Source organism: Chenggangzhangella methanolivorans, from assembly GCF_042648545.1.
Classification (GTDB): domain Bacteria; phylum Pseudomonadota; class Alphaproteobacteria; order Rhizobiales; family Methylopilaceae; genus Methylopila; species Methylopila methanolivorans.
This window is the reverse complement of the sequence record NZ_JBHRXS010000015.1, coordinates 122,171-146,592: the sequence shown is the minus strand read 5'-3', so window position 1 is coordinate 146,592 and position 24,422 is coordinate 122,171. Positions and strand designations below refer to the sequence as shown.

The window sequence follows — 24,422 nt, the reverse complement described above, 5'->3', positions numbered from 1 at the left end:
CCTAAACGCATCGCTCAGGCCAATGGACTGCGGCCGGCCGAACCGCCGGCCGCAGTCCCTGTCGTTCGACGCGCGTCGCCGCTTCCTGCGTTCACGCGCGTGTGGTCATCGCAGGAAGCAGGTGTAGCCCGACCGGGTGTCCTTCCAGCTGTAGGGACCGCACAGGCGCTTGCCCGCCGCCAGCGTGTGCTTGGCGATGTGCGAGATCAGCCGCTCGTACGGCCTGTCTCCCTCGATGTAGCCGGAGAAGTTGCCGATGTCGCCCGAGGCCGCATAGACGGCGTGAACCCCCGGCACCCTCGCGATCGCGGCCGCGTTCTTCACGCCCTCGATGGTCTCGATCATCACGATCAGCACGATGTTGTTGTTGAACGTGTTTCGGTAGCTGACGCCGGCGGGGAGCCACGGAGCGAGCGCCGCCGCGGTCTGGCTGCCGCCGTTGCTGCGCTTCCCCATCGGCGGAAAATACGTCCACTGCACGACTTCCCGGGCTTCTTCGACCGTGTCGACCGTCGGCACGACCAGAACCATGGCGCCGCCGTCGAGCGCATGCTGGATCTCCCGCTCGTCGGTATAGGCGACGCGGGCTCCGGGCACGGCCTTCCGGCCCGGGCATTGATCCGAGCCCGCATAGGCCCACATCCGCCACGCGTCGCCCCAGTCGACGCCGGAATGCTGCATCTCGGTCCAAGTGAAGTCGGCGTCGCTCTGGCTCGCTATGGAGCAGTAGGTCTCGTTCATCGTCTCCTGGTTCGTCGTGCTGACGGTCGGGCCGATGACGGGCTTGCCTTTGAGCAGTTGCTTCTTGGCTGGGTTCCAGATCAGGCCGCCGGTCGTGTCGTCGAACCGCGGACCGTAGACCCAGGTTTCCGGATCGATGGGGCCTTGGGCCTGAACCGCCTGCCCGCCCGATAAGAGGGTCAACGCGGCGGCTGCGATCGCGGCGGCGATCAACTTGGTGCTGTGACGCATATCCACTTCCTCCCTGTTGTTTTTTATTGAAGGCGCGGCGTTCTGATCGAACCGTCGCCCATGCGGAGTCAGAAAGCGTTCAGGTTTTCCGGCTGATCTCTGGTGTAGGTTCCTTTCATACGCGCCAGAGGCGGTAAATGCTCGGTCTTATTCAAGTCTGGCGTGTAAAATTATGTATCGACGCAGAGGAAAGCCGCATTTCATGTTCGCAGACGCAATATCACGCCTCTGTGAACTGCGTGCGCCACAGGATCACCTTGGCGACATCAGTAAAGGGTCGGTTGCGGGATCTGACAAGAAGAAGTTTTCGCCCTTGGCGGCGAAAAAGCAGAACGGCCGCCGAGCCAATATCTTGCGCGGCTTTCTTTGCGCCGTTCCAGGGACTGCGCCGCCGTCAGCCTTTGCCGAACAGCCCGGCGATCGTCTCCTCCGCGACCGCGAAGGCCGAGCTCGCGCCCGCCGCCGAGGCCGCCACCACGACCCGCACGCGCTCGGACGGCGCGTCCACGATCACCGGCCGCTCGCTCGAGAACGCGTAGGTGCCGATCCAGCGCGAGGTCACCTGCTTCGGGCGCTTGCCCAGAACCGCCTCGAACTCGCCGAGGATCAGGTCGTCGATCGCCTGGGACTGGAATGGGTCCGGCGTCGGGTCGGCCTGCCGGCTGCCTGACACCACGAGCGACCCGTCGGCCGACTGGGAGACGAGGCACACGACGCCGTTCGCCAGGCATTCGGGCTGCTCCGCCTCGAGCCGCGCCCGCAGCGCCGCGACGCCGTCGAGCTCCTCGAAACCGGGAAGGCGCAGGATCGCGAGGTCGCTCGCGACCGCCCCCGGCAGCTCGTAGCCGTCCTCGAGCCGGACGCGCAGCATCTGCGACTTCACCCGCGTCAGTCCCGCGGCGGAGAGGCGCTCGGCGAAGAGCGAACGGAAGTCGTCGCCCGCGCACACCACGGCGGCCTCCGCCGAGATCGGCCCACGCGACGTCGAGACTTCGCCGTCCTCGACGCCGATGACGGCGGTCTCCCACCGGAACGCGACGCCATGCGCCTCCTCGAGCCAGGACGCGATCTTCGCCATGGCGCTGCGGGGTTCGACGCGCAGCTCGTCCGGGCTCCAGAACACGCCGGCGATGTCGCCCTTGAACTGCGGGAACAGCGCGTGGGCGTCGTCGGGCAGGTAGAAGGACGAGCCGGCGCCGCCCTCGGTCGCCGCGAAGGCCTCGAGCGTGGTCGCGGCCTCCGGCCGGCGCGCCACGATCGCGAGGCCCTCATGCTCGATCCGCACGCTCGCCTGCGCGCAGACCTCGGCCCAGACCTCGCGCGAGCGCTTGGCTCGCCGCCACATCTGCCCCGGCGCATGGCCCGCGACGGTGACGAGGCCGGACATGCGCGCCGAAGCGCCGTTTGCGCGCGCGTCGCGATCGATCACGACGACGCGGCGGCCGGCGCGGGCGGCGGCGAGCGCATGGGCGAGGCCCATGACGCCTGCGCCCACCACCGCGAGATCGAAAGTGTCGGCCATTTTCCGTCCGTCCTGCCTCGGCAAGGACGGGACGCTTCCGTCATCGGCGCCGCGACGTCAAGGCGGGGCCTGGGGCCGCCTATCGCAGTTCGACGCGGAACGGCGGCTTGAAGCCGAAGCTCGCGACGGACTTCGACTGGAGCAGACCGAAGTCTCCGAACTCCGTCTCCGTCTTGCAGGCGGCGTTCGGGCCCTTGCGGCGCGACTGGGACATGTTGTGGGTGTAGGCGGCGTCCGGGAACAGGAAGCGGTTCGACTTCAGGGCCGCGACGGCCGGAACCGGGCCAGCTTTCAGATATTCGTCGCCGCTGCAGTCGTTCGAGAAGTAGTAGATCGTCGTGTCCTGGCTGAGGCCAGAGAAGTTCTTGTCTTCGTCGATCTTGAAGCCGAAGCGGGTGAAGGGCGCGAGGAACGTGACCGACTGATAGGACAGCAGCACGGAGTTCACGCCGACGAGCGGCCCGAGCGCCTTGCCATTGTCGTCCACGACCACGGGCTGCTTGACCGTCTGGGCCGACGCCGCCTGCGGCCCGAGGATCGAGGCCGCCAACAACGCGGCCGCCAAAGTAAATCTTATCATTTGATTATTTCCCCCACTGTTCTTTGAAGCAGGGGCGATTGCTAATGCTTGTGAACGAAAGAATCCACTCGCGTCGGCGTGATCGAACCTTCAGGCTGCTCCATCGAGCTCCGCCCAGCGCTCGCGCTTGCGATAGATGGTCGAGGGACTGAGCTCGAGCGCGGCTGCGGCGCGCGCCGTGTTGCCGCCGAAGGTGACGAGCGCCTGTTCGATGATGCGCCGTTCGGAGATCCAGAACGGCTCGATGTCCGCCTCGCCGACGGCAGGCTGCGCGAACGAGCGGACCGCGTTGAGGGCGCCGACCTCGACGGGCAGCATGTCGGGCGTCACCTCCTCGCCCTCGCCGAGCACCACGGCGCGGCGCACGACGTTCTGGAGTTCGCGCACGTTGCCCGGCCAGTCATGGGCGCGCATCCGGCGCATGGCCTCGTCGGAGAAACGGCGGAACGCGCGGCCCTCCTCGGCGGCGAAGCGCGTGAGGAAGGCCTGCGCCAGCGCCTCGACGTCCGATCCGCGCTCGCGCAGCGCCGGCAGGCGGATCGGCAGGACGTGCAGACGGTAATAAAGGTCTTGCCGGAAGCGGCCGGCCAGCACCTCGGCCTGGGGATCGCGATGGGTCGCGCAGACGATGCGCAGGTCCGCGACGCGGGCGCGCGCCTCGCCGACCCGGCGGAACTCGCCGGTCTGCAGCACGCGCAGGAGCTTGGCTTGGAGCGACAGCTCCATCTCGCCGATCTCGTCGAGGAAGAGGGTGCCGCCCTGGGCCGCCTCCACCGCGCCGGCCCGGTCCTCGCTTGCGCCCGTGAAGGCGCCGCGGACATGGCCGAAGACTTCCGACTCCATGAGTTCGCGCGGGATCGCGCCACAGTTCAGCGCCACGAACGGTTTTTGCGCGCGGCCCGAGCGGGCGTGGATCGCCTCGGCGCAGAGCTCCTTGCCCGAGCCGCTCTCGCCCATGACGAAGACGGGCGCGCGCGAGGGCGCGATGCGCTCGATCTCGGCGTAGAGCGCGCGCATGGCGGGCGACGAGCCCACGAACGAGTCGAAGTCGAAGCCGCCGCCGGGTTTCTCGGGCGTCGCCTCATCGTCTGCCGCGCGCTCGGCGATCTCCGCGAAACGCGGCGCGAGCCGCCGGGCGAGGGCGTCGGGCGTATAGGGCTTCAGGACAAAGTCGACCGCGCCGCGCCGCATCGCCTCGACGGCGAGCGCGACCGAGCCGGCGCCGCTGGTCGCGACGACCACGAGGCCCTGAGAGACGAGATGGTCGATGGTTTCGAGCGAGCCGCGCTCGGGCAGGTCCACCACCGCGAGCGCCGCGCCGCGCAGAGCGCCCGGAGACGCAGCGTCGGCGTGGGCGAGCGCCGCCACCACTTCGCCGCCGGCGGTGGCCACGCCCGAAGTCGCGACGCGGGTCGAGGCGAGGTCGCCGTCCACCACCGCGACGCGCGTGCGGGCGAGCGGCGCAAGGCCTGCGGCGTCCCTCGTCAGCGGTCGGGCCATGGATCCTCGGTCGGGCGGCGGGGCCTGAAATGGCCGGGTTAGATCCTACGCCGGTTCGCCACGAAGGTCGTCGAACAGGGTAAACGAAAGATGATCGAGCGGCCGGTTCGCGCGGCCAGGGCGGGGGCCGAAACGCGGCCGGTCGCCGTCGCGGCGGCTCTGCGCCTCTCTCTTGCGACGACATCGTTATGGAAAAGCTCAGCTTCCGGGCTTGCGCATTAGGTCGGCGTCTGCGAATCGGCGATGATCTTTCAACGAATTCTTTTCCGCCGGACCTGCGACGCATGTCGAAACCCGCCGTCATCTTCGTCGCCGCCGCCATGGCGGTGACGGCGGGATGCGTCTCGGTCATCGCGAGCTTTGGGCTCGGGCTCGGCTTCGGCGAGTCCTTCGCCGCGGGGCTTGCGGCGCTCGCCGGCATGGCGGTGATCCATCTCGCCTTCCTGCGCGTCCAGCCGCGCGAGGACAGCCGCCTCGACGAGCTCGACCGCTTCACCAGCGACCTGCACGACCGGCTGGAGTCGATCGAGACCCGGTTCGAGCGGCTGGAGAGCGCGATGGGCGATCGGGCCCGCGCGGCCACGAAGCCGCTCGTCGAGGAGATCGCCGCGCTCGGCTCGCTCGTCACCACCGTGGCCAAGGAGGTCGCGGCCCACGACCTCACGATCAAGCGGCTGTCGGCGCCGAAGGTCGAGGCGCCCGAGCCGCCTCCCGCCCGCGCGCCCGAGCCGCCGGCTCCTCCGCCGCCGGCCTACCGGGCCGAAACGCCTGCGCCGCAGCCGCGTCGCGCGTCGGCGCGGCCGCAGATCCCCGCCCAGCCCGCGAAGATGCAGGCGCCGGAACCGTTCGATCCGGGCGCCGACGACGGCGCCGAGGCGCCCCTTCAGGCCCCGCTCGAAAGCCGCCTCGAACGCGCCTTGGCCGAGGACCGGATCGAGCCCTACCTCCAGCCGATCGTGACGCTGCCGAGCCGGCGCACCGCCCATTACGAGGCGTTTTCGCGCCTCGTGGAGGACGACGGCGTGCTGGCGGCCGCGCAGTTCGTCGACACGGCCAGCGCGGAAGGAAAGTTGCCGCAGCTCGACCGGCGCATTCTCGAACGCTGCGCTTCGGTCGCGCTGCGCGTCTCGGCGCGGGGCGGCGGGCTACTGTTCCTCAACGTCGCGCGCGACACGCTGGCCGATCCGGCCGCCTTCGGGGCGATCTCGGCGCTGCTGGAAGCGCAGCAGGAGTTGCGCCGTCTTCTGGTGTTCGAGACGCCCCAGGCGGTGTTCGAGGCGCTGTCGGAGCGCGAGCGCGGCTCCGTCGAGGCGTTGATTTCACAGGGCGTGAGGCTCTCGATCGACAAGGTCGAGGATCTGCGTCTCGATCCGCGCTCGCTCGCCCGCCGCGGCGTGCGCTTCGTCAAGATCCGGGCCGAGCGGCTGCTGGACCCCGGGGCGGCCTCCGGGCTCGCGATCCATCCGGCGGATCTCGCCAATCTTCTGGTGCGCAACGGCGTCGAGCTGATCGCGACCCATGTCGAGGAAGAGCGCACAGTGCCGGAGCTGCTCGACATGGAGGTTCGGCTCGCGCAGGGCGAATTGTTCGGAACGCCGCGCCCGGTACGGCCCGCCGCCTCCGATCAGGGGCGCCCGCAGCCCTCGAGCCCGCGTCTCGTTCCGCGCGCGGCGACGCGCTGAGCGGACAGGTCAGCCGGCCGGCAACACGAGCCTCACGCGCCTGAGGCTGAGATCGTCCGGATCCGGACGAATGTCGAAGCCCAGGTCGCGGCAGATCGCCAGCATCGCGCTGTTTTCTGTCAGCACCTCGCCGGTCACGGACTTCAGGCCTTCGCTCGCCGCCGCCCGGATCATCGCCTGCATCAGCAGCCGCCCGAGGCCGCGGCCCTTCTGGTCGGAGCGCAGCAGGATGGCGTATTCGCCGGTCTCGACGTCAGGGTCGGCATGGAGCTGCACGACGCCGACGGCGTCGCCCCAGTGGTCGATCGCGAGCAGGACCTGGTTTCGGGCGTAGTCGATCTGGGTGAGGCGGGCGATGAAGGCGCGCGGGACCTCCTTCACCGGCGTGAAGAAGCGCTGTCGCAGGTCCTCCGCCGCCACGCCGCGGAAGAAGGCCGCGACGACGGGCTCGTCGTCCGGCCGGATCGGGCGCAGCGTCACGGTCGAGCCGTCGCGCAGGCTGAGCTCGCTTTCGAGCGCCTTCGGATAGGGGCGGATCGCAAGCCGCGGATGCGGTCCGCCGGCGCGGGCGCGCGGCTCCGGAGCGACGCGGATGCGGGCGTCGAACGCGATCACGCCGCGGGGCGTCGCGACCAGCGGATTGATCGAAATCTCGCGGATTTCGGGCAGGTCGACCGCGAGCTGGGCGATCTTGAGCAGCGTCAGCGCCACGGCCTCGCGGTCGGCCGCCGGTCGGCCGTCATAGCCGCCGAGCAGGCGCCCGGCCACGGTGCGGTCGATCAGATCGTTGGCGAGGCCGAGATGGAGCGGCGGCAGCTCGACCGAAACGTCGTGGCGCAGCACCGCGTCGCCGCCGCCGGCGCCGAACGCCACCACCGGCCCGAAGACCGGGTCGTCGGCGACGCCGAGATAGAGCTCCTGGCCGTCGTCGGGCTTGACGTTCGGCTGGACCACGAAGCCGTCGATCCGCGCCTGCGGCATGCGCTCGGCAACGCGCGCGAGCATGGCGCGGGCCGTCTCCTCGACCGCCGTCGGGCTTTCGAGCCCGATGCGGACGCCGCCCACAAGCGCGCGTCGCGGAATGTCGGGCGAGACGATCTTGAGCACAGCCCCGCGCGGCCCCATAAGCGCCTGCGCCACCGCGGCGGCGTCGGCCGGCGTCGCGACGAAGGCCTGCGGCAGCGACGGCGCGTCATAGGCGCCGAGCGCTTCGGCGACGTCGGTGGGCGAAAGCCAGTCGCGGCCCTTCGAAAGCGCGGCCTCGACCGCAACGCGGGCGCGCGCGACGTCCGGCGCGAAGCTCGTCGGCGTCGAGGGCGGGGCGGCCAGCAGCGCGGCCTGCGCCTCCACATGGGCGACGAGGTGCATCAGGCCCTGGGCCGCGGCCTCGGGCGTGCGGAAGAACGGGACGTGCGCGGCCTCCAGAATGCGGCGCGGCGCGGGATCGGCTCCAAGGAACGCGGCGAAGACGGGCTTGGGCGGATAGCGGCGCTTTCGCGCGCGCGCCGCGGCCTGCGTCACGGCCTCGGCGCACGGGGCGGCGGGCGAGATCGCGCTCGGCGCATGAACGACGAGGGCGGCGTCGACGCTCTCGTCGGCGAGCGCCGCGTCGAGCGCCGCGCCATAGCGGTCGGGCCCGGCGTCGCCGCAGAGGTCGATCGGGTTTTCGGCCGAGCCGTCGCGCGGCAGCGTCTCCCCGAGCGTTCTGGCCGTGGCCTCGCCGAACTTCGCCGCCGTCCCGCCGCGCGCCAGCAGCCGCGACAGCGCGAGCCGCCCGAGCCCGTCGCTGTTGGAGACGATCGCGACCCGCTTTCCGGTGAGCGGCGCGACATGGGCGAGCGTCGCAGCCGCCTCGAAGAGTTCGGAGAGGTCTGCGACCCGCAGCAGCCCCGAGCGTCGGAAGGCGGCGTCGGCGACGGCGTCCGCGTCCACGAGGCTCGCCTGCACGCCCAAGCCTCGCGCCACGGTCTCGCGCGGGGCAGCCTTCACCAGCACCACGGGCTTGATGCGGGCCGCGGCGCGCGCGGCCGACATGAAGCGGGGCGCGTCCGAGATCTCGTCGAGATAGAGCAGGATCGCGCGCGTGCGCCGGTCGGTGGCGAAGTGGTCCAGAAGGTCGTCGACGTCGACGTCGGCCATGTCGCCGAACGACACCACGCCCGAAAACCCGATCGTGCGGGCGTTGGCCCACTCGATGATCGAGGTCATGACGCCGTTCGACTGGGAGAGCAGCGCGAGTTCGCCTGCGCGCGCGGCGGGCGCGGAGCTGGCGTTGAGGCGGGCGTGCGGGCTCTGGACGCCGAGGCAGCCCGGCCCGACGAGCCGCATGCCGCGTTTGCGCGCAGCCCCCGCCGCGGCCTCCCGGAACGAGGCTGCGCCGGCCCCGGGGGCGAGCGTGACGACGACCGCTGCGCGCGCGCCGGCCGCGCCCGCCGCCTCGACGATCTCGGGCACCGCGGGAGCCGGGGCCGTGACGACCACGAGATCCGGCGGCGTTTCGAGATCTGCGAAGGCGCGCGCGGCCTCGACCCCGTCGATCGAAGCGTGATCGGGGTTCACCAGCCCGATCGGGCCCTTGAAGCCGGAGGCGCGGAGATTGCCGAGAAACACACGGCCGACGCTGCCCTCGCGCGGGCTGCCGCCCGCAAGCGCCACGGAGCGCGGCGAGAAGACGGCGTCGAGATTGCGGACGGTCATGGCGGGTTCCGGTTCGGCGCGCTCAACTTAGAGCAATCGCCGGCCGGACCTAGGGCCTGCGCCGCGAGCGCAGGCCTTCGGGCCGCGCCCTCAGGGCTGGGTGCTGGCGGGCGGATCGCTCGCCGGGAAGCTTTCGTCGAGCTCCTCGTCGAGGGCCTCGTCTTTATCGCCGGTCTTGTCGGCCTCGCCGGATTTCTCGTCGTTTTTCGGCTTTTCGTCCGGCGCTTTCTCGCCGCCGAACAGGACGCCTGCGATGGCCGTGACGGCGAGGGCGCCTTCGGCCTCGGTCCGATGGATGAAGTCAGTCGTCACGATGGAGATCATCCTCCGTTCCGCGCGCCGATAAGCCGGGTCGGCTCTCGATCGGCGGCGCGACGGGACTGTCACGGATGTCTTTGCGCGGCGACGTCCGCCGCGTCAGTGGACACAACGTGAGCGTGGGGCAAGAGTTCAGCGCGCCGGTTTCGGGAGCCCTGTTGTGCGTTCCTGCGCTGCGGCCACTTGAAACCGCTCCAGACACGCGGGCAAATGTCAGTCTGACGAGGCAGATGGCTTCGTCGTCGTCCGGCCCGGGGCCGCGCGTCAGGCGCAGGCGCCCATGCGTCGAGCGCGACTATCGCCTGCCGTGCAACTGATATATCAGAAGCGGCGAAGATGACCGGACCTGCGGCTGGCGAGACGGCTGCAAGAGAAGCCGGGGAACTGAGGGAGACGTCCATGACCGGCATCGCCATGCCCGATCCCGACCCGCGGATCCTCGCGCGGCGCGACGAGATCGTCGCGGGCCTGCGCGCGATCGTGCCGGGCGAGGGGGTGATCGAATCGGAGGACGAGCGGCGCGCCTTCGAGACGGACGCGCTCACCGCCTATCGCCGCATGCCGCTCGCCGTCGTGCTGCCCTCGACCACGCAACAGGTCGCCGAGGTGCTGAAGTTTCTCGACCAACAGGGCGTGCCCGTGATCCCGCGAGGCGCCGGCACCTCGCTCGCCGGCGGCGCGCTGCCGCAGGAGGACGCGGTGGTGGTCGGCGTCTCCAAGATGAAGCGCGTGATCGACGTCAATCTCGGCGACCGCACCATGCGGGTCGAGACCGGCATCACCAATCTCGGCGTCTCGGGCGCGATCGCCCATGAGGGCTTCTTCTACGCCCCCGACCCCTCGTCGCAGCTCGCCTGCACCATCGCGGGCAACGTCGCGATGAATTCCGGCGGCGCGCATTGCCTGAAATACGGCGTCACCACCAACAACCTCATGGGCGCGACCTTCGTGACCATGAAGGGCGAGATCGTCGAGATCGGAGGCGACGCGATGGATGCGCCGGGCCTTGATCTGCTCGGGCTCATCTGCGGCTCGGAGGGCCAGTTCGGCATGGTGACCGAAGCCGTCGTGCGCATCCTGCCGATGGCGGAGGGCGCGCGCCCGATCCTGTTCGGCTTCCCCTCGAGCGAGGCCGCAGGCGCTGCGACCGCGGCGGTTCTGGCCGCCGGCATCGTGCCGGTCGCGATCGAATTCATGGACAAGATCGCGATCGACATCTGCGAGGACTTCGCCCACGCCGGCTATCCGATGGACGCCGGGGCGCTGCTGATCGTCGAGGTCGAGGGATCGCCGGACGAGATCGACGAGCAGCTCGCCCGCATCGGCGAGATCGCGAAGGCCAACGGCGCGACTTCGGCCAAGCAGGCGACGACCGCGGCCGAGGCCGCCGCGATCTGGAAGGGCCGCAAGTCCGCCTTCGGCGCGATGGGCCGCATCTCGGACTACATCTGCATGGACGGCACCATCCCGACCGGGCGCCTGCCGGAGGTTCTGGCCCGCATCACCGAGATCTGCGACGGCGCAGGGCTGAAAGTGGCCAACATCTTCCACGCCGGCGACGGCAACCTGCACCCGCTGGTGCTCTACGACATGAACGACCCGGCCTCGCTCGCGAAGGCCGAGAAGGCCGGCGAGGACATTCTCGTCGCCTGCGTCGAGGTGGGCGGGTGCCTCACCGGCGAGCACGGCGTCGGCATCGAGAAGCGCGAGCTGATGTCGACCCAGTTCAACGAGACCGAGCTCTATCAGCAGATGCGCGTGAAATCGGCCTTCGACCCCAACTGGCTGCTGAACCCCGCAAAGGTATTCCCGCTGTCGTTCAGCGCCGCGACGAGGAAGGCGGCGTGAGCGATCTCGTCGCGCCAGCCGACGAAGCCGGGATCGCGTCCGCGATCCATGAGGCGATGTCGTCCAAGACCCCGATCGCGATCCGCGGCGCCGGCACCCGCTCGGGGCTCGGGCGGCCCGTTCAGGCGGCGCGAACTGTGACGACCGAGAAGCTGACGGGCGTCACCCTGCTCGAACCCGCCGAGCTCGTGGTCTCGGCGCTCGCCGGAACGCCCGTTGCGGAAGTCGAGGCCGCGCTTGGCCAGGCCGGGCAGCGGCTGGCCTTTGAGCCCTTTGACCATCGCCCGCTCTATGGCGGAAACGGCGCCGAGCCGACGATCGGCGGGCTCGTGGCCACCAACGCTTCCGGCCCGCGCCGCGTCATCGCCGGCGCGGCGCGCGACGCGCTGATCGGGGTGCGGCTCGCGACCGGCCGCGGCGAGGTGATCCGCTCGGGCGGGCGCGTGATGAAGAACGTCACGGGCTACGACCTCGTGAAGCTCGCCTGCGGATCCCACGGGACGCTCGGCGTCGTCACCGAGGCGACGTTCAAGACCTCGCCGATCCCCGAGACCGAGGGCTCGCTCGTGATCGAGGGCCTCGACGACGCCCGCGCAGTCGCGGCGCTCTCGGCCGCCATGGGCTCGCCCTTCGAGCCGAGCGGAACGGCGCATCTGCCGTCCGTCGACGGCGGTCCGGCGCGCACGGTCGTCCGGCTCGAAAACTTCGAGAGCCAGCTCCGCTATCGGCTCGGCGAACTCGAAAAGCTGCTGAAGCCTTATGGCTCCGCCGCGCATCTCGATCGGGAGCCGTCTCGGGCGCTCTGGGGCGAGATCCGCGCCGCCGCGCCGCTGCTCGGCGATCCGTCGCGCGCGGTGTGGCGCGTCTCGGTCGCGCCGTCGCGCGCCGCCGCTTTCGTGGCGTCGCTCGGCCCGCTGGTCGCGGCGCATTTCTATGACTGGAGCGGAGGACTGGTCTGGATCGCGGTCGAGCCCTCCGACGACGCCGGCGCGGCGATCCTGCGTCCCGCGGTCAAGGCTGCGCGCGGCCACGCGACGCTGTTAAGGGCCGAAGATGGTGTGCGCGCGTCGGTCGACGTGTTCGAGCCCGAGGCTCCCGCCTTCGCGCGGCTCGCGCGCGAGGTGACGGCGGCGTTCGATCCCGCCGGCGTGCTCAATCCGGGGCGCATGCATGCTCGCAGCTGAAGCCGGGATCGCGGGTCGCAAGCCGGCTGCGGCGACGTCGGCGCTCTGGACGCTCGCCTGCCTCGTCGCCATGGGCGCCTTCGCCGCGCTCCTGCTCGCCATGGGACGCAGCGCGATCTGCCCGTGCGGGACGGTCGAGCTCTGGCACGGCGCGGCGAACGACGACGGCACGTCCCAGCATGTCTCGGACTGGTACTCGCTCTCGCACGTGATCCACGGCTTCCTGTTCTACGGAGCCGCCCATCTCGTGGGGCGGCTGCGGGGCAGGGCGCTCGGCTTCGGGGCGGCGCTGTTCGCCGCCATCTTGGTGGAGGGCGGCTGGGAGCTCCTCGAGAACAGCGCCTTCATCATCGACCGCTACCGCGAGACCACCGCGTCCGACGCCTATGCCGGCGACAGCGTGCTGAACTCGATGGCCGACATCGCCTTCATGGCGCTCGGCTTCTTCGTCGCGCGGCTCGCTCCGGTCTGGACCGTCGTTCTGGCCGCGATCTTCATGGAGCTGTTGGCGCTTTACGTCATCCGGGACAACCTGACCCTCAACGTGCTGATGATCCTGTGGCCGCTCGACGCCGTCCGCGACTGGCAGGCGGCGGTCCGATGAGGCGGCGGGTCGAACGGGACGATCGGAATGAGGGTCTGGAGGCGGCTTCTGGCGGGCGGCGCGCTCCTCGCGCTGTCGGCGCCGGCCGCGGCGCAGGACTGTCCGCCGATCGAGGCGACGCTTGCGGCGGTGATCTCGGAGACGCTCGCCCAACGCGCGGACGTGACCGCGCGGCTATCCTGCCATTTCCCGATCGGGCTCTCGTTCAACTCGACCGCCGTGACGCTCGAGAACGAGGGCTTCGACCTGCTCAACAAGACCGAGCGCAGTTTTCACACCTTCCGCACGCTCGGCGGCGAGGAGTTCGTCTCGCGCCGCTTGATTTCGACGGGCCGCGGCCAAGCCGAGTTCCGCGTCACCGTCGCGATGCAGAACCGCAGGCTCGTGCGGTTTTCCGCGCAGTATCTCGCCGCTCCCCGGTGATCTCAGAGTAGCCGCCCATGCAGACCGCCTTCGCTCCCGAACGTCTCGCGGCCGATCCGCAGCTTGCGTCGTCTGAAAAGATCCTGCGCACCTGCGTGCATTGCGGCTTCTGCACCGCGACCTGCCCGACCTATGTCCTGCTCGGCGACGAGCTCGACAGCCCGCGGGGCCGCATCTACCAGATCAAGGACATGCTGGAGGGCGGCAAGGACGCCACGCCCGAGATCGTCAAGCATGTCGACCGCTGCCTGTCGTGCCTCTCCTGCATGACGACCTGTCCCTCCGACGTGCACTACATGCACCTCGTCGACCATGCGCGCGCCCATATCGAGCAGACCTACCGGCGCCCGCTCGCCGACCGGCTGATGCGCGCGACGCTCGCCTTCGTGCTGCCCCATCCGGGGCGCTTCCGGCTGGCGCTTGCGGCCGCCTGGTTCGCCAAGCCGCTCGCGCCGCTTTTCTCTTCCGTGCCGGCGCTGGCGCGGCTTGGCGCGATGCTGCGGCTTGCGCCCGCAAAGCCCGCGGCGCGCTCCGCGACCGCGAACCAGCGCGTGTTCCCGGCGGCGGGCGAGCGCAAGATGCGCGTCGCCATTCTCCAGGGCTGCGCCCAGGGGGTGCTGGAGCCCGCGATCAATGACGCCGCGATCCGCTTCCTGACGCGACATGGCGTCGAGGTGGTGCAGGCGGAAGGCGAAGGCTGCTGCGGCGCGCTCGTCCATCACATGGGCCGCGAGCACGACTCGCTCGCGAGCGCCCGCCGCAACGTCGACGTCTGGACGCGCGAGATCGAGGCCGGCGGGCTCGACGCGGTGGTGATCACGACGTCGGGCTGCGGCACGACCATCAAGGACTACGGCTTCATGCTGCGCGAGGATCCGGCCTACGCCGAGAAGGCCGCGCGGATCTCCGCGCTCGCCAAGGATTTTTCCGAGGTCGCCATCCGTCTCGGGGTGACGCCCGCCCGCGAGACCGGACAGGCGGTCACCTATCACTCGGCCTGTTCGATGCAGCACGGACAGGCGATCCGCGACGAGCCGAAGGCGCTGCTGAAGGCGGCGGGCTTCCGCGTGAAGGAGCCGGCCGAGGGGCACCTCTGCTGCGGCTCGGCCGGCACCTACAACATCCTCCAGCCCGAGATCGCCACGCGCCTGCGCGACCGCAAGGCCGCCAACATCGCCAGGACCGAGCCCGAGATCGTGGCGGCGGGCAACATCGGCTGCCTCACCCAGCTTCGGCCCGCGCTCGGCGCGCCCTGCGTCCACACCGCGGAGCTGCTCGACTGGGCGACCGGCGGGCCGCTGCCCGAGGCGCTGCAGGGCCGCGTGACGGAGCGGAGGCTCGCGGCGGCGGAGTAAGGCCGGAAACCTTACTGCGAGTTCATGCGGGCGGCCGGCGTTCGGCCAAGATGCGGACACAACTCGGCGCGAGCCTGTCCCGCGTCGATCTTGCGAGGCCCCGGAGGCCCGATCCCATGAACCAAGCCGAACGCGATCTCATCGCGAGCCTGTTCGCCCGCATCAAGCGCACCGAAGGCGCGAGCCGCGACCCGGAGGCCGAGGCCTATATCTCCGACGAGGTCTCGCGTCAGCCGCACGCGCCCTACGCCATGGCCCAGACCGTGGTGGTGCAGGACGAGGCGCTTAAGGCGGCGCAGGCGCGCATCGAGACGCTGGAGCGCGAGCTCGCGCAAGCTCGGACGGAGGCCGCGGATCGCGCGGAGTACGACCGGCGCGGATCGTCCGCGCCGTCGCCCTGGGGCCCGCGCGCCCGGGAGGCGATGGGACGGCCCGACGAGGACGACGAGCGCGACGGCTACGGCCACCGGGACTATGAGCGCCAAGATTATGAGCGGCGGGACGGCTACGACCGTCGCGACGACGACGCCCCGCGCGCGACGCCGGGCGCGCGTCCGAGCTATGGCGGTTCGGGGCTCGCCTACGGGGCGCCGCCCCAGAGTTCAGGGCCGCAGGGCTACCCGCAGCCGAGCGCGCCGCAGCCTCCGCAGGCGGAGGTTTCGCGCGGTGGAGGCGGATTCCTGTCGGGCGCGCTGCAGACGGCCGCGGGCGTGGCCGCCGGCGCGTTGATTTTCCAGGGCGTGCGTTCGCTCTTCGGCGGCGAGGAGGCGCAGGCCGGCGCGGCGGATCAGGCGGCGCGCGCCGCGGGCGGCGGCGCGGCGGACGACGGCGCGGCTGGCGGATCCACTATGGATCAGATCAGCGACCAGTTTTCCGGCTGGTTCGGCGGAACCGACAAGGCGAACGACGACCATCCGCAGCCTGACGGCGACGACGACGATTTCGACGGGGACAGCGGCGGCGACGATCGCTGGATCTGACGTCGTCCATGCAACCGATCGGCCGTTGGGCCGTTTGTCCGACTTCTGGGGGCAGGGCGCTCTGGCTGCGCCGGTCATCGAAGGAGCTCGACGATGACATTTGATCGCGACGGACATCCGCTCGACGCGCGGGACCGCGTCCTTGCTCCCGACGACAGGTTCGAGGAAGCCCTGCGGGCTTTCGCGGCCGCAGATGACGAGACCTCGTCGGACGACGTGGAGGCGTCGAATTTTCTCGACCGGTTTCCGGTCGCCGCGCGAGAGCGCCGGCGGCCGGACGAGGGGTGAGCGAAGCCCGCGGGCCTTACGGGTGGCGGCGGCCGCCCGAGGCCGACGAGATCAGCTTCTCGATCGCCCGCTGGCTGTAGGGCTTGGAGATGAAGGCGACGTCGCGCAGATGCTCGGGCGTCTCGTCGGTCGCCGCGCCCGACACGAAGGCGAAAGGCAAGTTCCGCTCCTTCAGCGACGTCGCGATCTCGTAGGACTTGCCGTCCTCGAGATCGATGTCGAGCAGCGCGAGGTCGAAGGCGCCGCCGAGCGCGCGCTTGGCCTGCTCGATCGACCGGCAGGAGGTGACGTTGGCGTCGGTCCAGCAGCACACGATGGTGGCGAGATCGAGCGCCAGAATGGCGTCGTCTTCAAGAATGAGAACGTTGAACGGCGCCATCAGAAACACTCCGGCGATACGCGACCCAGCGCGTAAACGCGGGCGGAGCCTACTGGTTTCATGGTGACGGCTTCGTGACCCGAAAAAACTGAAAAGTCTTAATGATCGTTAGGGCTTAGGGCAATTTGTTTCATGCAGCCGGCGAATCGTGGGCGGCCTGCATGAAGACCGTAGCGTTCGCCTCCTCCACCATCGCTGGCGCGATGGTCCCCCTCCTCTGCTGCGCGGAGGAGGATCAAGGAAGCGTCGAACCGCGCGCGCGGATCCTCCCCTGCGCTTCGGCGCGGGGGAGGGGGACCATGGGCGAAGCCCATGGTGGAGGGGGCCGGCAGGCGTCGCGATCCGCGATCGCCAGCCGGTCGCGTCACATCACCTTGACGGTCGTGCCGACGCCGACGCGGCCGTAAAGGTCGGTGACGTCGTCATTGGTCATGCGGATGCAGCCCGACGAAACCGCGCGCCCGATGGTCCAGGGCTCGTTGGAGCCGTGGATGCGATAGAGCGTCTTGCCGAGATAGAGCGCGCGGGCGCCCAGCGGATTTTCGGGGCCGCCCGCCATCATCACCGGCAGTTCTGGGCGGCGCTGGCGCATCTCGGCCGGCGGGTACCAGTCGGGCCATTCGCGCTTGGCCGAGATGGTCTCGACGCCCTTCCAGGTGAAGCCTTCCTTGCCGACGCCGACGCCGTAGCGGATCGCGGTGCCGTCGCCCTGCACGAGGTAGAGGTACCGCGTCTTGGTGTTGATCACGATCGAGTTCGCCGGCTCCGGCCCGTCATAGCGCACGGTCGTGCGCGCAAACGCCGGGTCCATGGCGCGCCGGCCTTCGGCCGCGCCCATCGAAGACGGCGGGCCGGCGAGGCGGCGCGGAGAGCGCTCGTAGCTCGGCTCGACCGACTCGTAGGAGTAGTCGCCGTCCTCGTAGTAGCGGCGCACGCGCGTGTCGCGGCCCGAATAGCGGCGCGGCGCGACGTAGTCGTCGCCATAGGCCTGCTCGGCGGCGCGCTCGCGCGCGCTCGGGATGCGGCGGACGCGGCGCTCGTAATAGCGGCCCTCGTCCTCCTCGAAGATGTCTTCGGCGTAGCGGCGGCCGTAATAGACGCGCCGTTCGGAGCGCGACGGGCGATCGTAGGCGTAGCTGTCGCCATAGGACTGGACGCGGCGCGGCTGGGTCTCGCGCGGGACGTAGTCGGGCGCGGGGATCACCACCGGGTCGGCGGAGACCGGCGCCGGCGAGGCCGCCAATACGGCGAGAGCGAGGGCTCCGCAGGCGCAGGCGGCTGCGAAAGCGCGGACGATGTTCAAGACTTTCGGCTCCTCGACAAAAGGCGCGGCCAAAGCGCGCGCCGACACTCCCATGCCCGCCCGCATGATGCGCCGCGGCGGGCCTCGCGCAAGTGCTTGCGCGTATGATCTGTCCGGACTTGGGCGTGCGAGAGCGCAAATCGAGCGCCGTTACGCTTTCGCAGGCTCCTGTCGCCAAATTGCATCGGGGTTTTGAGGGGATCGCGCGGCCTATCACACCGTCGCGATCCGTCCGTCCGGCTTCCTTTGGAACGCGGCCGACACATATGCGTCCCGGGGCCGAGCGATGGCCGGAGGCCGACCGTGACGCCCGAATTCCTGATCCGCGAAGCGACCGACGACGACGGCGAGGCCCTCGCGGCGCTGCTCGCGCGCGAATGGGCCGCCTATGGCGCGACCCTTTCGCAAGCCGAAAACAAGATGCTGGCGCAGCCGGCCTCGGCCTTCGCCGACGCGGGCGGCCGGCTCTGGCTGGTGACGCGCGACGGCGACGTCGCGGGCTCGCTCGGCGTCGCGCCCGCCGCCCGGCCGGGAGAGTTCGAGCTTCGGCTCCTGTGCCTCGAGACCTCGGCCAGAGGGCAGGGGCTCGCCGCGGCGCTTGTGGTCGGCGCCGACGCCTTCGCGGCGGCTTCCGGCGCGGCGCGGCTCGACGCCTGGGTCGACGAGCGTCTCGCCGACGGCGTCGCCTGCCTTGAACGTCAGGGGTTCGTGCGCGATCCGGGCGTGAGGCGGCGCGGCGACGACGAGCGCGCGCTCGACGCGCACTACTCTCGCGAGGTCGCGTCCGAGATCAGCTCACAGCCTTCCGAAGATCGCCCAGCCGCCGGCGGGTGACCTGCCACGAGCCGAAGCCGAGCCGTCCCTCGATCTCGCCCTGGGCCGAGCGCCACAGCGGCAGCGCGGCGTCGAGCGCCTCCTGGCCCTTCGGGGTGAGCGCCGGCTTGCGGCGCCCGTTCATGCCCTTGAGCGGCGAGACCAGCCCCTCCTTGCGAAGGAGCTGGAGGTTGCGCACCAGCGTGGTCCGCTCGATGTCGATGAGGTCGGCGAGATCCGTGATCGAGATGGCCTCGCCGGCCTCGATCGCGGCCAGCAGCACGAACTGCGTGCCTTTCAGCCCGGACGGGCGCAGCGCCTCGTCGTAGAAGCGCGTCACCGCGCGGGCGGCCATCCGCGTGTGCGAGCAGGCGCACATGTTGTGAATGTCGAGAATTTCATCGCGGGTCGGCATTTTGTGAAGATCGCCGGTGGTCGTTCGTAAATCAAGTGTTCCGGGCGTCGCAGAGGAGCGCGCAGGCTTCACGTCCGCAAATGCGCGAATTCGTGAACCGACTACGACTTTGGTCGAGAGATCAGCGCTCTAGCCTTACCGGTCGACCGCCGCCGACCCCCACGGCGGCTCCCATCGCCACGGAGGCTCTCCCATGACCACCCGCCGAACCTTTATCGCCGGCGCCGCAGCAGGCGTCGCCGCGGGCGCAGCGCTAGCGGCCGTGGCGGCCGCTCCGGCGGCGGCGCAGAACCTGCGGCCGCTCCCCATGAACAAGCCGGGCGGCCGCTATCGCCCGCCGATGCGGGTCGGCATGGGCGGCACGCAGGTCTGCGGCAACTTCTTCCCCACCGGCCCCGAAAAGGCCGCCGCCGCGCTCGAGAGCGCCTGGGCGAACGGCGTCCGCTACTACGACACCTCGCCCTGGTACGGCCTGGGACTGAGCGAGCGTCGCTTCGGCGCCTTCCTGCAGGACAAGCCGCGCGAGGACTACGTGATCTCGACCAAGGTCGGCCGGCTGCTGAAGCCTGACCAGTCGGTCGCGGGCTCCAAGGTCGGCAATTGGGCCGAGGTGCCGCCCTTCAAGCACGTCTACGACTACACGGCGGAAGGAACCCGCCGCTCGATCGAGGACAGCCTGCAGCGCCTCGGGATCGCCTCGCTCGACATCGTGTTCATCCACGACCTCTCGCCCGACAACAAGGATCTCGGCGACTACGCGGCCAAGCTCGAGGAAGCCAAGAAGGGCGCGATGCCCGAACTCACCCGCATGCGCGAGCAGGGGTTGATCAAGGCCTGGGGGCTGGGGGTGAACACGCTGGAGCCGGCGCTCGCGGCGTTCGAGGCCGCAGATCCCGACATCATCCTGTCGGCGACGCAGTATTCGCTGATCAAGCACGAGGACGCGCTGAAGCGCCTGATGCCGCTCGCCGAAAAGCGCGGCGCCTCGGTGGTGGTGGGCGCGCCCTTGAACGCCGGCTTCCTCGCCGGCAAGGCGCGCTACGACTACGCCGGCAAGATCCCGGCTGGGGCGCTCGAGAAGCGCGCCAGGATCATGGAGATCGCGGCCCGCCACGCAACCGACATGCGCACCGTGGCGCTGCATTTCGCGGCCGCCCATCCGGTGGTCTCGGCCATCATCCCGGGCGCGCGCGACGCCGCGCAGGCGGCCGAGAACGCCGGCTCGATGCGTATGACGCTCGCGCCCGAAATCTGGCGCGAGCTGCGCGAGGCCAAGATCATCTCGACCGACGCCCCGGTGCCGGAGGCGTAAGGGTCTGTCGCGCCGCCGTCATCGGGGCGGCCGATAGTGGACGGGGGAGCGCGCCGCATTAACCGCGCGGCGCGCTCCGCAAAAATCCTCGGCCCGCGCGCCTCTCGCGGCCTTGACTCTGACCGCCTCCGTTCGTATCTCGCCGACGCGCTGGCACTCTCTCTTCGGGAGTGCTAACAGCGCCGGCGGCCCGGCCGTCACGAGCCTTGAGTTTTCAGAAGCAGACGCCGCTTCAAGAGGATAATCCCCATGAACTTCCGTCCGCTGCACGACCGCGTGGTCGTCCGCCGCCTCACCGCCGAAGAGAAGTCGAAGGGCGGCATCATCATCCCCGACACCGCCAAGGAAAAGCCGCAGGAAGGCGAAGTCGTCGCCGTGGGCCCGGGTGCCCGTGACGACGCCGGCAAGCTCGTCGAGCTCGACGTCAAGGCCGGCGACAAGATCCTGTTCGGCAAGTGGTCCGGCACCGAAGTCAAGATCGACGGCGAAGAGCTGCTGATCATGAAGGAGTCGGACATCATGGGCGTGATCGCCTGATTTCCGGATCGTGAATTCCAGCCGGCGAGGCGCGGAACGATCCGCAGCCAGCCGGTTTCTTCTGAACCCCGTTTCAAGGAACTGAGAACATGGCTGCGAAAGAGGTACGGTTTTCCGCCGACGCCCGCGAGAAGATGCTTCAGGGCGTCGACATCCTCGCCAATGCGGTGAAGGTCACGCTCGGCCCGAAGGGCCGCAACGTCGTGATCGAGAAGTCCTTCGGCGCTCCGCGCATCACCAAAGACGGCGTGACCGTCGCGAAGGAAATCGAGCTCGAGGACAAGTTCCAGAACATGGGCGCGCAGATGGTGCGCGAAGTGGCCTCGAAGACCAACGATCTGGCCGGCGACGGCACCACCACCGCCACCGTTCTGGCCCAGGCGATCGTCCGTGAGGGCGCCAAGTCCGTCGCCGCGGGCATGAACCCGATGGATCTGAAGCGCGGCGTCGATCTCGCCGTCTCCAAGGTCATCGAGCACCTCAAGGCCTCGTCGAAGAAGATCGCGACCTCGGCCGAAGTCGCCCAGGTTGGCACGATCTCGGCCAACGGCGACAAGGAAGTCGGCGACATGATCGCCCACGCCATGCAGAAGGTCGGCAACGAGGGCGTCATCACGGTCGAGGAGGCCAAGAGCCTCGAGACCGAGCTCGAAGTCGTCGAGGGCATGCAGTTCGACCGCGGCTACCTCTCGCCGTACTTCATCACCAACGCCGAGAAGATGATCGCGGACCTCGAGGATCCCTACATCCTCATCCACGAGAAGAAGCTCTCGGGCCTCCAGGCGATCCTGCCGGTTCTCGAAGCCGTCGTGCAGTCGGGCAAGCCGCTCGTCATCATCGCCGAGGACATCGAGGGCGAGGCGCTCGCCACGCTCGTCGTCAATAAGCTCCGCGGCGGCCTCAAGGTCGCGGCCGTGAAGGCTCCGGGCTTCGGCGACCGCCGCAAGGCGATGCTCGAGGACATCGCGATCCTGACCAACGGCCAGGTGATCTCCGAGGACCTCGGCATCAAGCTCGAGAACGTGACCCTCGACATGCTCGGCCGCGCCAAGAAGGTGACGCTCGAGAAAGAGAAGACCACGATCGTCGACGGCGCCGGCGAGAAGTCGGCCATCGAGGCCCGCGTCGGCCAGATCAAGGCCCAGATCGAGGAGACCACCTCGGACTACGACCGTGAGAAGCTCCAGGAGCGTCTCGCCAAGCTCGCGGGCGGCGTCGCGGTGATCCGCGTCGGCGGCGCGACCGAGATCGAGGTCAAGGAGAAGAAGGACCGCATCGACGACGCCCTCAACGCGACCCGCGCGGCCGTGGAAGAAGGCATCGTCCCGGGCGGCGGCGTGGCTCTGCTGCGCGCCAAGGCGTCGATCCGCGACATCAAGAACGAGAACTCGGACATCCAGGCCGGCTTCAACATCGTGCTGAAGGCGCTCGAGGCTCCGATCCGTCAGATCGCGACCAACGCCGGCGTCGAAGGTTCGATCGTCGTGGGCAAGCTGCTCGAGACCGACAAGGCGACCTCGGGCTTCAACGCCCAGACCGAAGAGTACGTCGACATGATCGAGGCCGGCATCGTCGACCCGACCAAGGTCGTGCGCACCGCCCTTCAGGACGCGGCTTCGGTCGCGGCGCTGCTCATCACCACCGAGGCGATGGTGGCCGAGCTTCCGAAGAAGGACGCCGGCGCCCCCGCGATGCCGGGCGGCGGCATGGGCGGCATGGACTTCTGAGGACGTCCATAAAAGCCGCCCATCACCAAGAGTGGTGAAGTCGGGCAAGCCCGACTTCACAGGCGGCATGGACTTCTGATGAATTCTTTCCCGAGCGAATGACGAAGGCCACGGAGCGATCCGGGGCCTTTTTCTTTACCGCCTCACGCCCGTCAGGCTGAAGGACGCGGGCGCGCCGAAGGTGCGGCGGAAGTCGTGCGCGAAATGGGGCTGGTCGGAAAAGCCGGCCGCATGGGCCGCCTCGGTGAGGTTCGCGCCGCCGATCACCGCGCCGATCGCGCGGCGCATGCGCGTCCAGGCGCGGTAGCGGCGGAACGGCACGCCGGCCTCTTCGGCGAAGAGATGCTGAAGGCGCGACGGAGACAGCGAGACCGCAAGGGCGGCGTCGGCCAATGACAGGCGATCGTTGGCCTCGAGCAGCCCGATCGCCGCCGCGACCCGCGGATCGATGCTCCGCCGCGCGCGTCGCCCGCCGAAGTCCAGAACGTCGTCGAGCGCCTCGCCGGCCCAGGCCGCGCTGTCGCGGTCCTCGTGCAGGCGCCGGACCAGCGAGATCACGTTCGAGCGGCCGACGAGCGCGGCGCCCGTCTCCTCGACGTCGCGCATCAGCGGACGGAAGGCGTCCGCCCCCGCGACGCTCGGCTCGACATAGAGCACGGCGATCGGATCCATCCCGACCCGCAATTCGTGGACGACCCCGGCCGGGACCATCGCGGCCTCGCAGGCGCGCCACGGTCCGTCCGCGATCCGGACGCCGAACGGGCCGCCGAGGCTCGACAGGAACACCGGCGCGCCGTGCTGGTGCGGGGCGTTGTAGTCGAGCGGGCCGACGAACAGGGTTCGGGCGGCGTCGACCCGCCACAGCGGGCCGGGGCCGGCAGCCGGTTCGTACAAGCGCGCAGCGCCCATGGAGGCTAGCGTCTCCTAATCGGGCGCCCGACCAAGAGGCGCCGCGGGGAGACGCTAGCCATGGCCCGGACCCAAGTCATCCTGTCCAGACGGAGGGTTCTGACGGCGGCCGGCGCCGCGCTCGCCGCACCCGCGATCCTGCGCCAAGCCTCGGGGCCGGCCGAGGCCGCGCCGGCGCGGCCCGAGACGCCGCTGTTCCGCCGCCTGCGGCTCGGGACGCTCGACCTCGTCGTCCTGTCCGACGCGAGCGTGATGATCGACGGGCCCTGGCCGATCGTGGGCGAGGACCGGCCAAAGGAAGAGGTCGAGCGGCTGATGCGCGACAGCCTTCTGCCGCCCGCGCGTTTCCGGCCGGGCTTCAGTCCCGTGCTGATCGACGACGGGCGGACCCGCACGCTGATCGACGCCGGCAACGGCGCGGACGGCTTCGTCCCGCGGCCGGCCGGCGGCCGCCTGGTCGAGGCGCTGGCGGGCGCCGGCTATTCTCCCGGCGACATCGATCTCGTGGCGCTGACCCACGCCCATGTCGACCACATCGGCGGCCTTCTCGACGGCGGCGCGCCGGCCTTCCCGAACGCACGCGTCGCGATCGGCGAGATCGAGCGCGCCTTCTGGAAGAACCCCGCGCGGCTCTCCGCGCCGGAAGGCTCGAACGAGCTGAAGTCCGCAAAGCTCTTCGCCAGGACGATCGAGGCGCTCGGCGACCGGCTGGATGTGGTGAAGCCGGGCCAGGAGGTCGTCGCCGGCGTCTCGGCGCTCGGCGCCTACGGCCACACGCCCGGGCATCTCGCCTTCCATGTCGAGAGCGGGGGGCGGCGGCTGCTGGTTTGGGGCGACTGCGCGCATCACGAGGTCGCCTCGCTCGCCCATCCCGAATGGAGCGCGTTCTTCGACATGGACAAGGAGCAGGGCCGGGCGACGCGCGCGAAGATCTACGACATGGCCGCGGCCGAGCGGCTGCCCGTGCTCGGCTATCACACGTCGTTTCCCTCGCTCGGCTTCGTCACGCGCGAGGGGACGGGCTACCGCTGGGTTCCGGAGAGCTATCAGTTCGCGGAATGACGTCAGACCGTT

The 24,422-nt window shown here is 70.0% G+C and carries 23 protein-coding genes; 13 read left to right on the top strand and 10 right to left on the bottom strand.

The features are described 5' to 3' along the window. Positions 1-105: 105 nt before the first annotated feature. From ACFOWB_RS21570 to ACFOWB_RS21555, 4 genes are all read right to left on the bottom strand, one after another. The gene (locus ACFOWB_RS21570) at positions 106-972 is read right to left on the bottom strand and encodes an aldolase/citrate lyase family protein (RefSeq protein ID WP_378149274.1); all 867 of its coding nucleotides are present in this window, start codon (positions 970-972) and stop codon (positions 106-108) included. A gap of 394 nt (positions 973-1,366) precedes the next feature. Continuing rightward, positions 1,367-2,494, bottom strand: coding sequence for a TIGR03364 family FAD-dependent oxidoreductase (locus tag ACFOWB_RS21565; protein ID WP_261402220.1), 1,128 nt, complete (start codon positions 2,492-2,494; stop codon positions 1,367-1,369). A 79-nt stretch (positions 2,495-2,573) separates the two neighbouring features. Then, positions 2,574-3,044 carry a hypothetical protein gene (locus ACFOWB_RS21560; RefSeq protein ID WP_261402221.1) on the bottom strand — a complete coding sequence of 157 codons (471 nt, stop codon included), beginning with the start codon at positions 3,042-3,044 and terminating at the stop codon, positions 2,574-2,576. Positions 3,045-3,164: 120 nt separating this feature from the next. After that, positions 3,165-4,574, bottom strand: coding sequence for a sigma 54-interacting transcriptional regulator (locus ACFOWB_RS21555; protein ID WP_378149271.1), 1,410 nt, complete (start codon positions 4,572-4,574; stop codon positions 3,165-3,167). A gap of 284 nt (positions 4,575-4,858) precedes the next feature. On the opposite strand from ACFOWB_RS21555, the gene ACFOWB_RS21550 reads away from it, so the two are divergent. Then, positions 4,859-6,256 carry an EAL domain-containing protein gene (locus tag ACFOWB_RS21550; protein ID WP_261402224.1) on the top strand — a complete coding sequence of 466 codons (1,398 nt, stop codon included), beginning with the start codon at positions 4,859-4,861 and terminating at the stop codon, positions 6,254-6,256. Between the two features lie 9 nt (positions 6,257-6,265). Here the strand turns inward: ACFOWB_RS21550 and ACFOWB_RS21545 are convergent, their stop codons facing one another. Next, positions 6,266-8,953 (bottom strand): bifunctional acetate--CoA ligase family protein/GNAT family N-acetyltransferase, encoded by a 2,688-nt coding sequence (locus tag ACFOWB_RS21545; RefSeq protein ID WP_378149268.1) that lies wholly within the window; start codon positions 8,951-8,953, stop codon positions 6,266-6,268. A 90-nt stretch (positions 8,954-9,043) separates the two neighbouring features. Then, on the bottom strand, positions 9,044-9,277 hold the full coding sequence (locus ACFOWB_RS21540; protein ID WP_261402227.1) for a hypothetical protein: 234 nt from the start codon (positions 9,275-9,277) through the stop codon (positions 9,044-9,046). A 393-nt stretch (positions 9,278-9,670) separates the two neighbouring features. On the opposite strand from ACFOWB_RS21540, the gene ACFOWB_RS21535 reads away from it, so the two are divergent. From ACFOWB_RS21535 to ACFOWB_RS21505, 7 genes are all read left to right on the top strand, one after another. After that, the gene (locus ACFOWB_RS21535) at positions 9,671-11,119 is read left to right on the top strand and encodes an FAD-linked oxidase C-terminal domain-containing protein (protein WP_378149266.1); all 1,449 of its coding nucleotides are present in this window, start codon (positions 9,671-9,673) and stop codon (positions 11,117-11,119) included. Continuing rightward, positions 11,116-12,303 carry an FAD-binding protein gene (locus ACFOWB_RS21530; RefSeq protein WP_378149263.1) on the top strand — a complete coding sequence of 396 codons (1,188 nt, stop codon included), beginning with the start codon at positions 11,116-11,118 and terminating at the stop codon, positions 12,301-12,303. Before ACFOWB_RS21535 ends, ACFOWB_RS21530 begins: the two co-directional genes overlap by 4 nt. Then, complete coding sequence (locus ACFOWB_RS21525; RefSeq protein WP_378149261.1) at positions 12,290-12,907, top strand: DUF2585 family protein; 618 nt, start codon at positions 12,290-12,292, stop codon at positions 12,905-12,907. Before ACFOWB_RS21530 ends, ACFOWB_RS21525 begins: the two co-directional genes overlap by 14 nt. 27 nt (positions 12,908-12,934) lie before the next feature. Next, the gene (locus tag ACFOWB_RS21520) at positions 12,935-13,330 is read left to right on the top strand and encodes a hypothetical protein (protein ID WP_378149259.1); all 396 of its coding nucleotides are present in this window, start codon (positions 12,935-12,937) and stop codon (positions 13,328-13,330) included. Positions 13,331-13,347: 17 nt separating this feature from the next. Beyond that, on the top strand, positions 13,348-14,685 hold the full coding sequence (gene glcF, locus ACFOWB_RS21515; protein ID WP_378149257.1) for a glycolate oxidase subunit GlcF: 1,338 nt from the start codon (positions 13,348-13,350) through the stop codon (positions 14,683-14,685). A 116-nt stretch (positions 14,686-14,801) separates the two neighbouring features. Beyond that, positions 14,802-15,665 (top strand): DUF2076 domain-containing protein, encoded by an 864-nt coding sequence (locus ACFOWB_RS21510; RefSeq protein ID WP_378149254.1) that lies wholly within the window; start codon positions 14,802-14,804, stop codon positions 15,663-15,665. Positions 15,666-15,758: 93 nt separating this feature from the next. Then, the gene (locus ACFOWB_RS21505; protein WP_261402233.1) at positions 15,759-15,953 is read left to right on the top strand and encodes a hypothetical protein; all 195 of its coding nucleotides are present in this window, start codon (positions 15,759-15,761) and stop codon (positions 15,951-15,953) included. A gap of 16 nt (positions 15,954-15,969) precedes the next feature. Here ACFOWB_RS21505 and ACFOWB_RS21500 read toward each other — a convergent pair whose 3' ends face one another. After that, a complete protein-coding gene (locus ACFOWB_RS21500; RefSeq protein WP_261402234.1) occupies positions 15,970-16,332 on the bottom strand; it encodes a response regulator in 363 nt (120 codons plus the stop codon). Positions 16,333-16,696: 364 nt separating this feature from the next. Further along, positions 16,697-17,629: a L,D-transpeptidase gene (locus ACFOWB_RS21495; RefSeq protein WP_378149361.1), complete on the bottom strand. Its 933-nt coding sequence runs from the start codon at positions 17,627-17,629 to the stop codon at positions 16,697-16,699. Positions 17,630-17,938: 309 nt separating this feature from the next. On the opposite strand from ACFOWB_RS21495, the gene ACFOWB_RS21490 reads away from it, so the two are divergent. Further along, positions 17,939-18,469 (top strand): GNAT family N-acetyltransferase, encoded by a 531-nt coding sequence (locus ACFOWB_RS21490; RefSeq protein WP_261402235.1) that lies wholly within the window; start codon positions 17,939-17,941, stop codon positions 18,467-18,469. On the opposite strand, the gene ACFOWB_RS21485 is transcribed toward ACFOWB_RS21490, so the two are convergent. Next, positions 18,426-18,863 (bottom strand): MarR family winged helix-turn-helix transcriptional regulator, encoded by a 438-nt coding sequence (locus ACFOWB_RS21485; protein WP_261402236.1) that lies wholly within the window; start codon positions 18,861-18,863, stop codon positions 18,426-18,428. The two genes, ACFOWB_RS21490 and ACFOWB_RS21485, sit on opposite strands and share 44 nt — an antisense overlap. A 193-nt stretch (positions 18,864-19,056) precedes the next feature. On the opposite strand from ACFOWB_RS21485, the gene ACFOWB_RS21480 reads away from it, so the two are divergent. From ACFOWB_RS21480 to groL, 3 genes are all read left to right on the top strand, one after another. After that, positions 19,057-20,175 (top strand): aldo/keto reductase, encoded by a 1,119-nt coding sequence (locus tag ACFOWB_RS21480; RefSeq protein WP_378149250.1) that lies wholly within the window; start codon positions 19,057-19,059, stop codon positions 20,173-20,175. Positions 20,176-20,424: 249 nt separating this feature from the next. Beyond that, complete coding sequence (groES, locus tag ACFOWB_RS21475; RefSeq protein ID WP_378149248.1) at positions 20,425-20,712, top strand: co-chaperone GroES; 288 nt, start codon at positions 20,425-20,427, stop codon at positions 20,710-20,712. Positions 20,713-20,801: 89 nt separating this feature from the next. Beyond that, positions 20,802-22,439, top strand: coding sequence for a chaperonin GroEL (gene groL / locus ACFOWB_RS21470; protein ID WP_378149246.1), 1,638 nt, complete (start codon positions 20,802-20,804; stop codon positions 22,437-22,439). 135 nt (positions 22,440-22,574) lie between these two features. Here the strand turns inward: groL and ACFOWB_RS21465 are convergent, their stop codons facing one another. Next, positions 22,575-23,333, bottom strand: coding sequence for a helix-turn-helix transcriptional regulator (locus ACFOWB_RS21465; RefSeq protein ID WP_378149244.1), 759 nt, complete (start codon positions 23,331-23,333; stop codon positions 22,575-22,577). Between the two features lie 75 nt (positions 23,334-23,408). On the opposite strand from ACFOWB_RS21465, the gene ACFOWB_RS21460 reads away from it, so the two are divergent. Then, on the top strand, positions 23,409-24,410 hold the full coding sequence (locus ACFOWB_RS21460; protein ID WP_378149241.1) for an MBL fold metallo-hydrolase: 1,002 nt from the start codon (positions 23,409-23,411) through the stop codon (positions 24,408-24,410). Positions 24,411-24,422 lie beyond the last annotated feature (12 nt).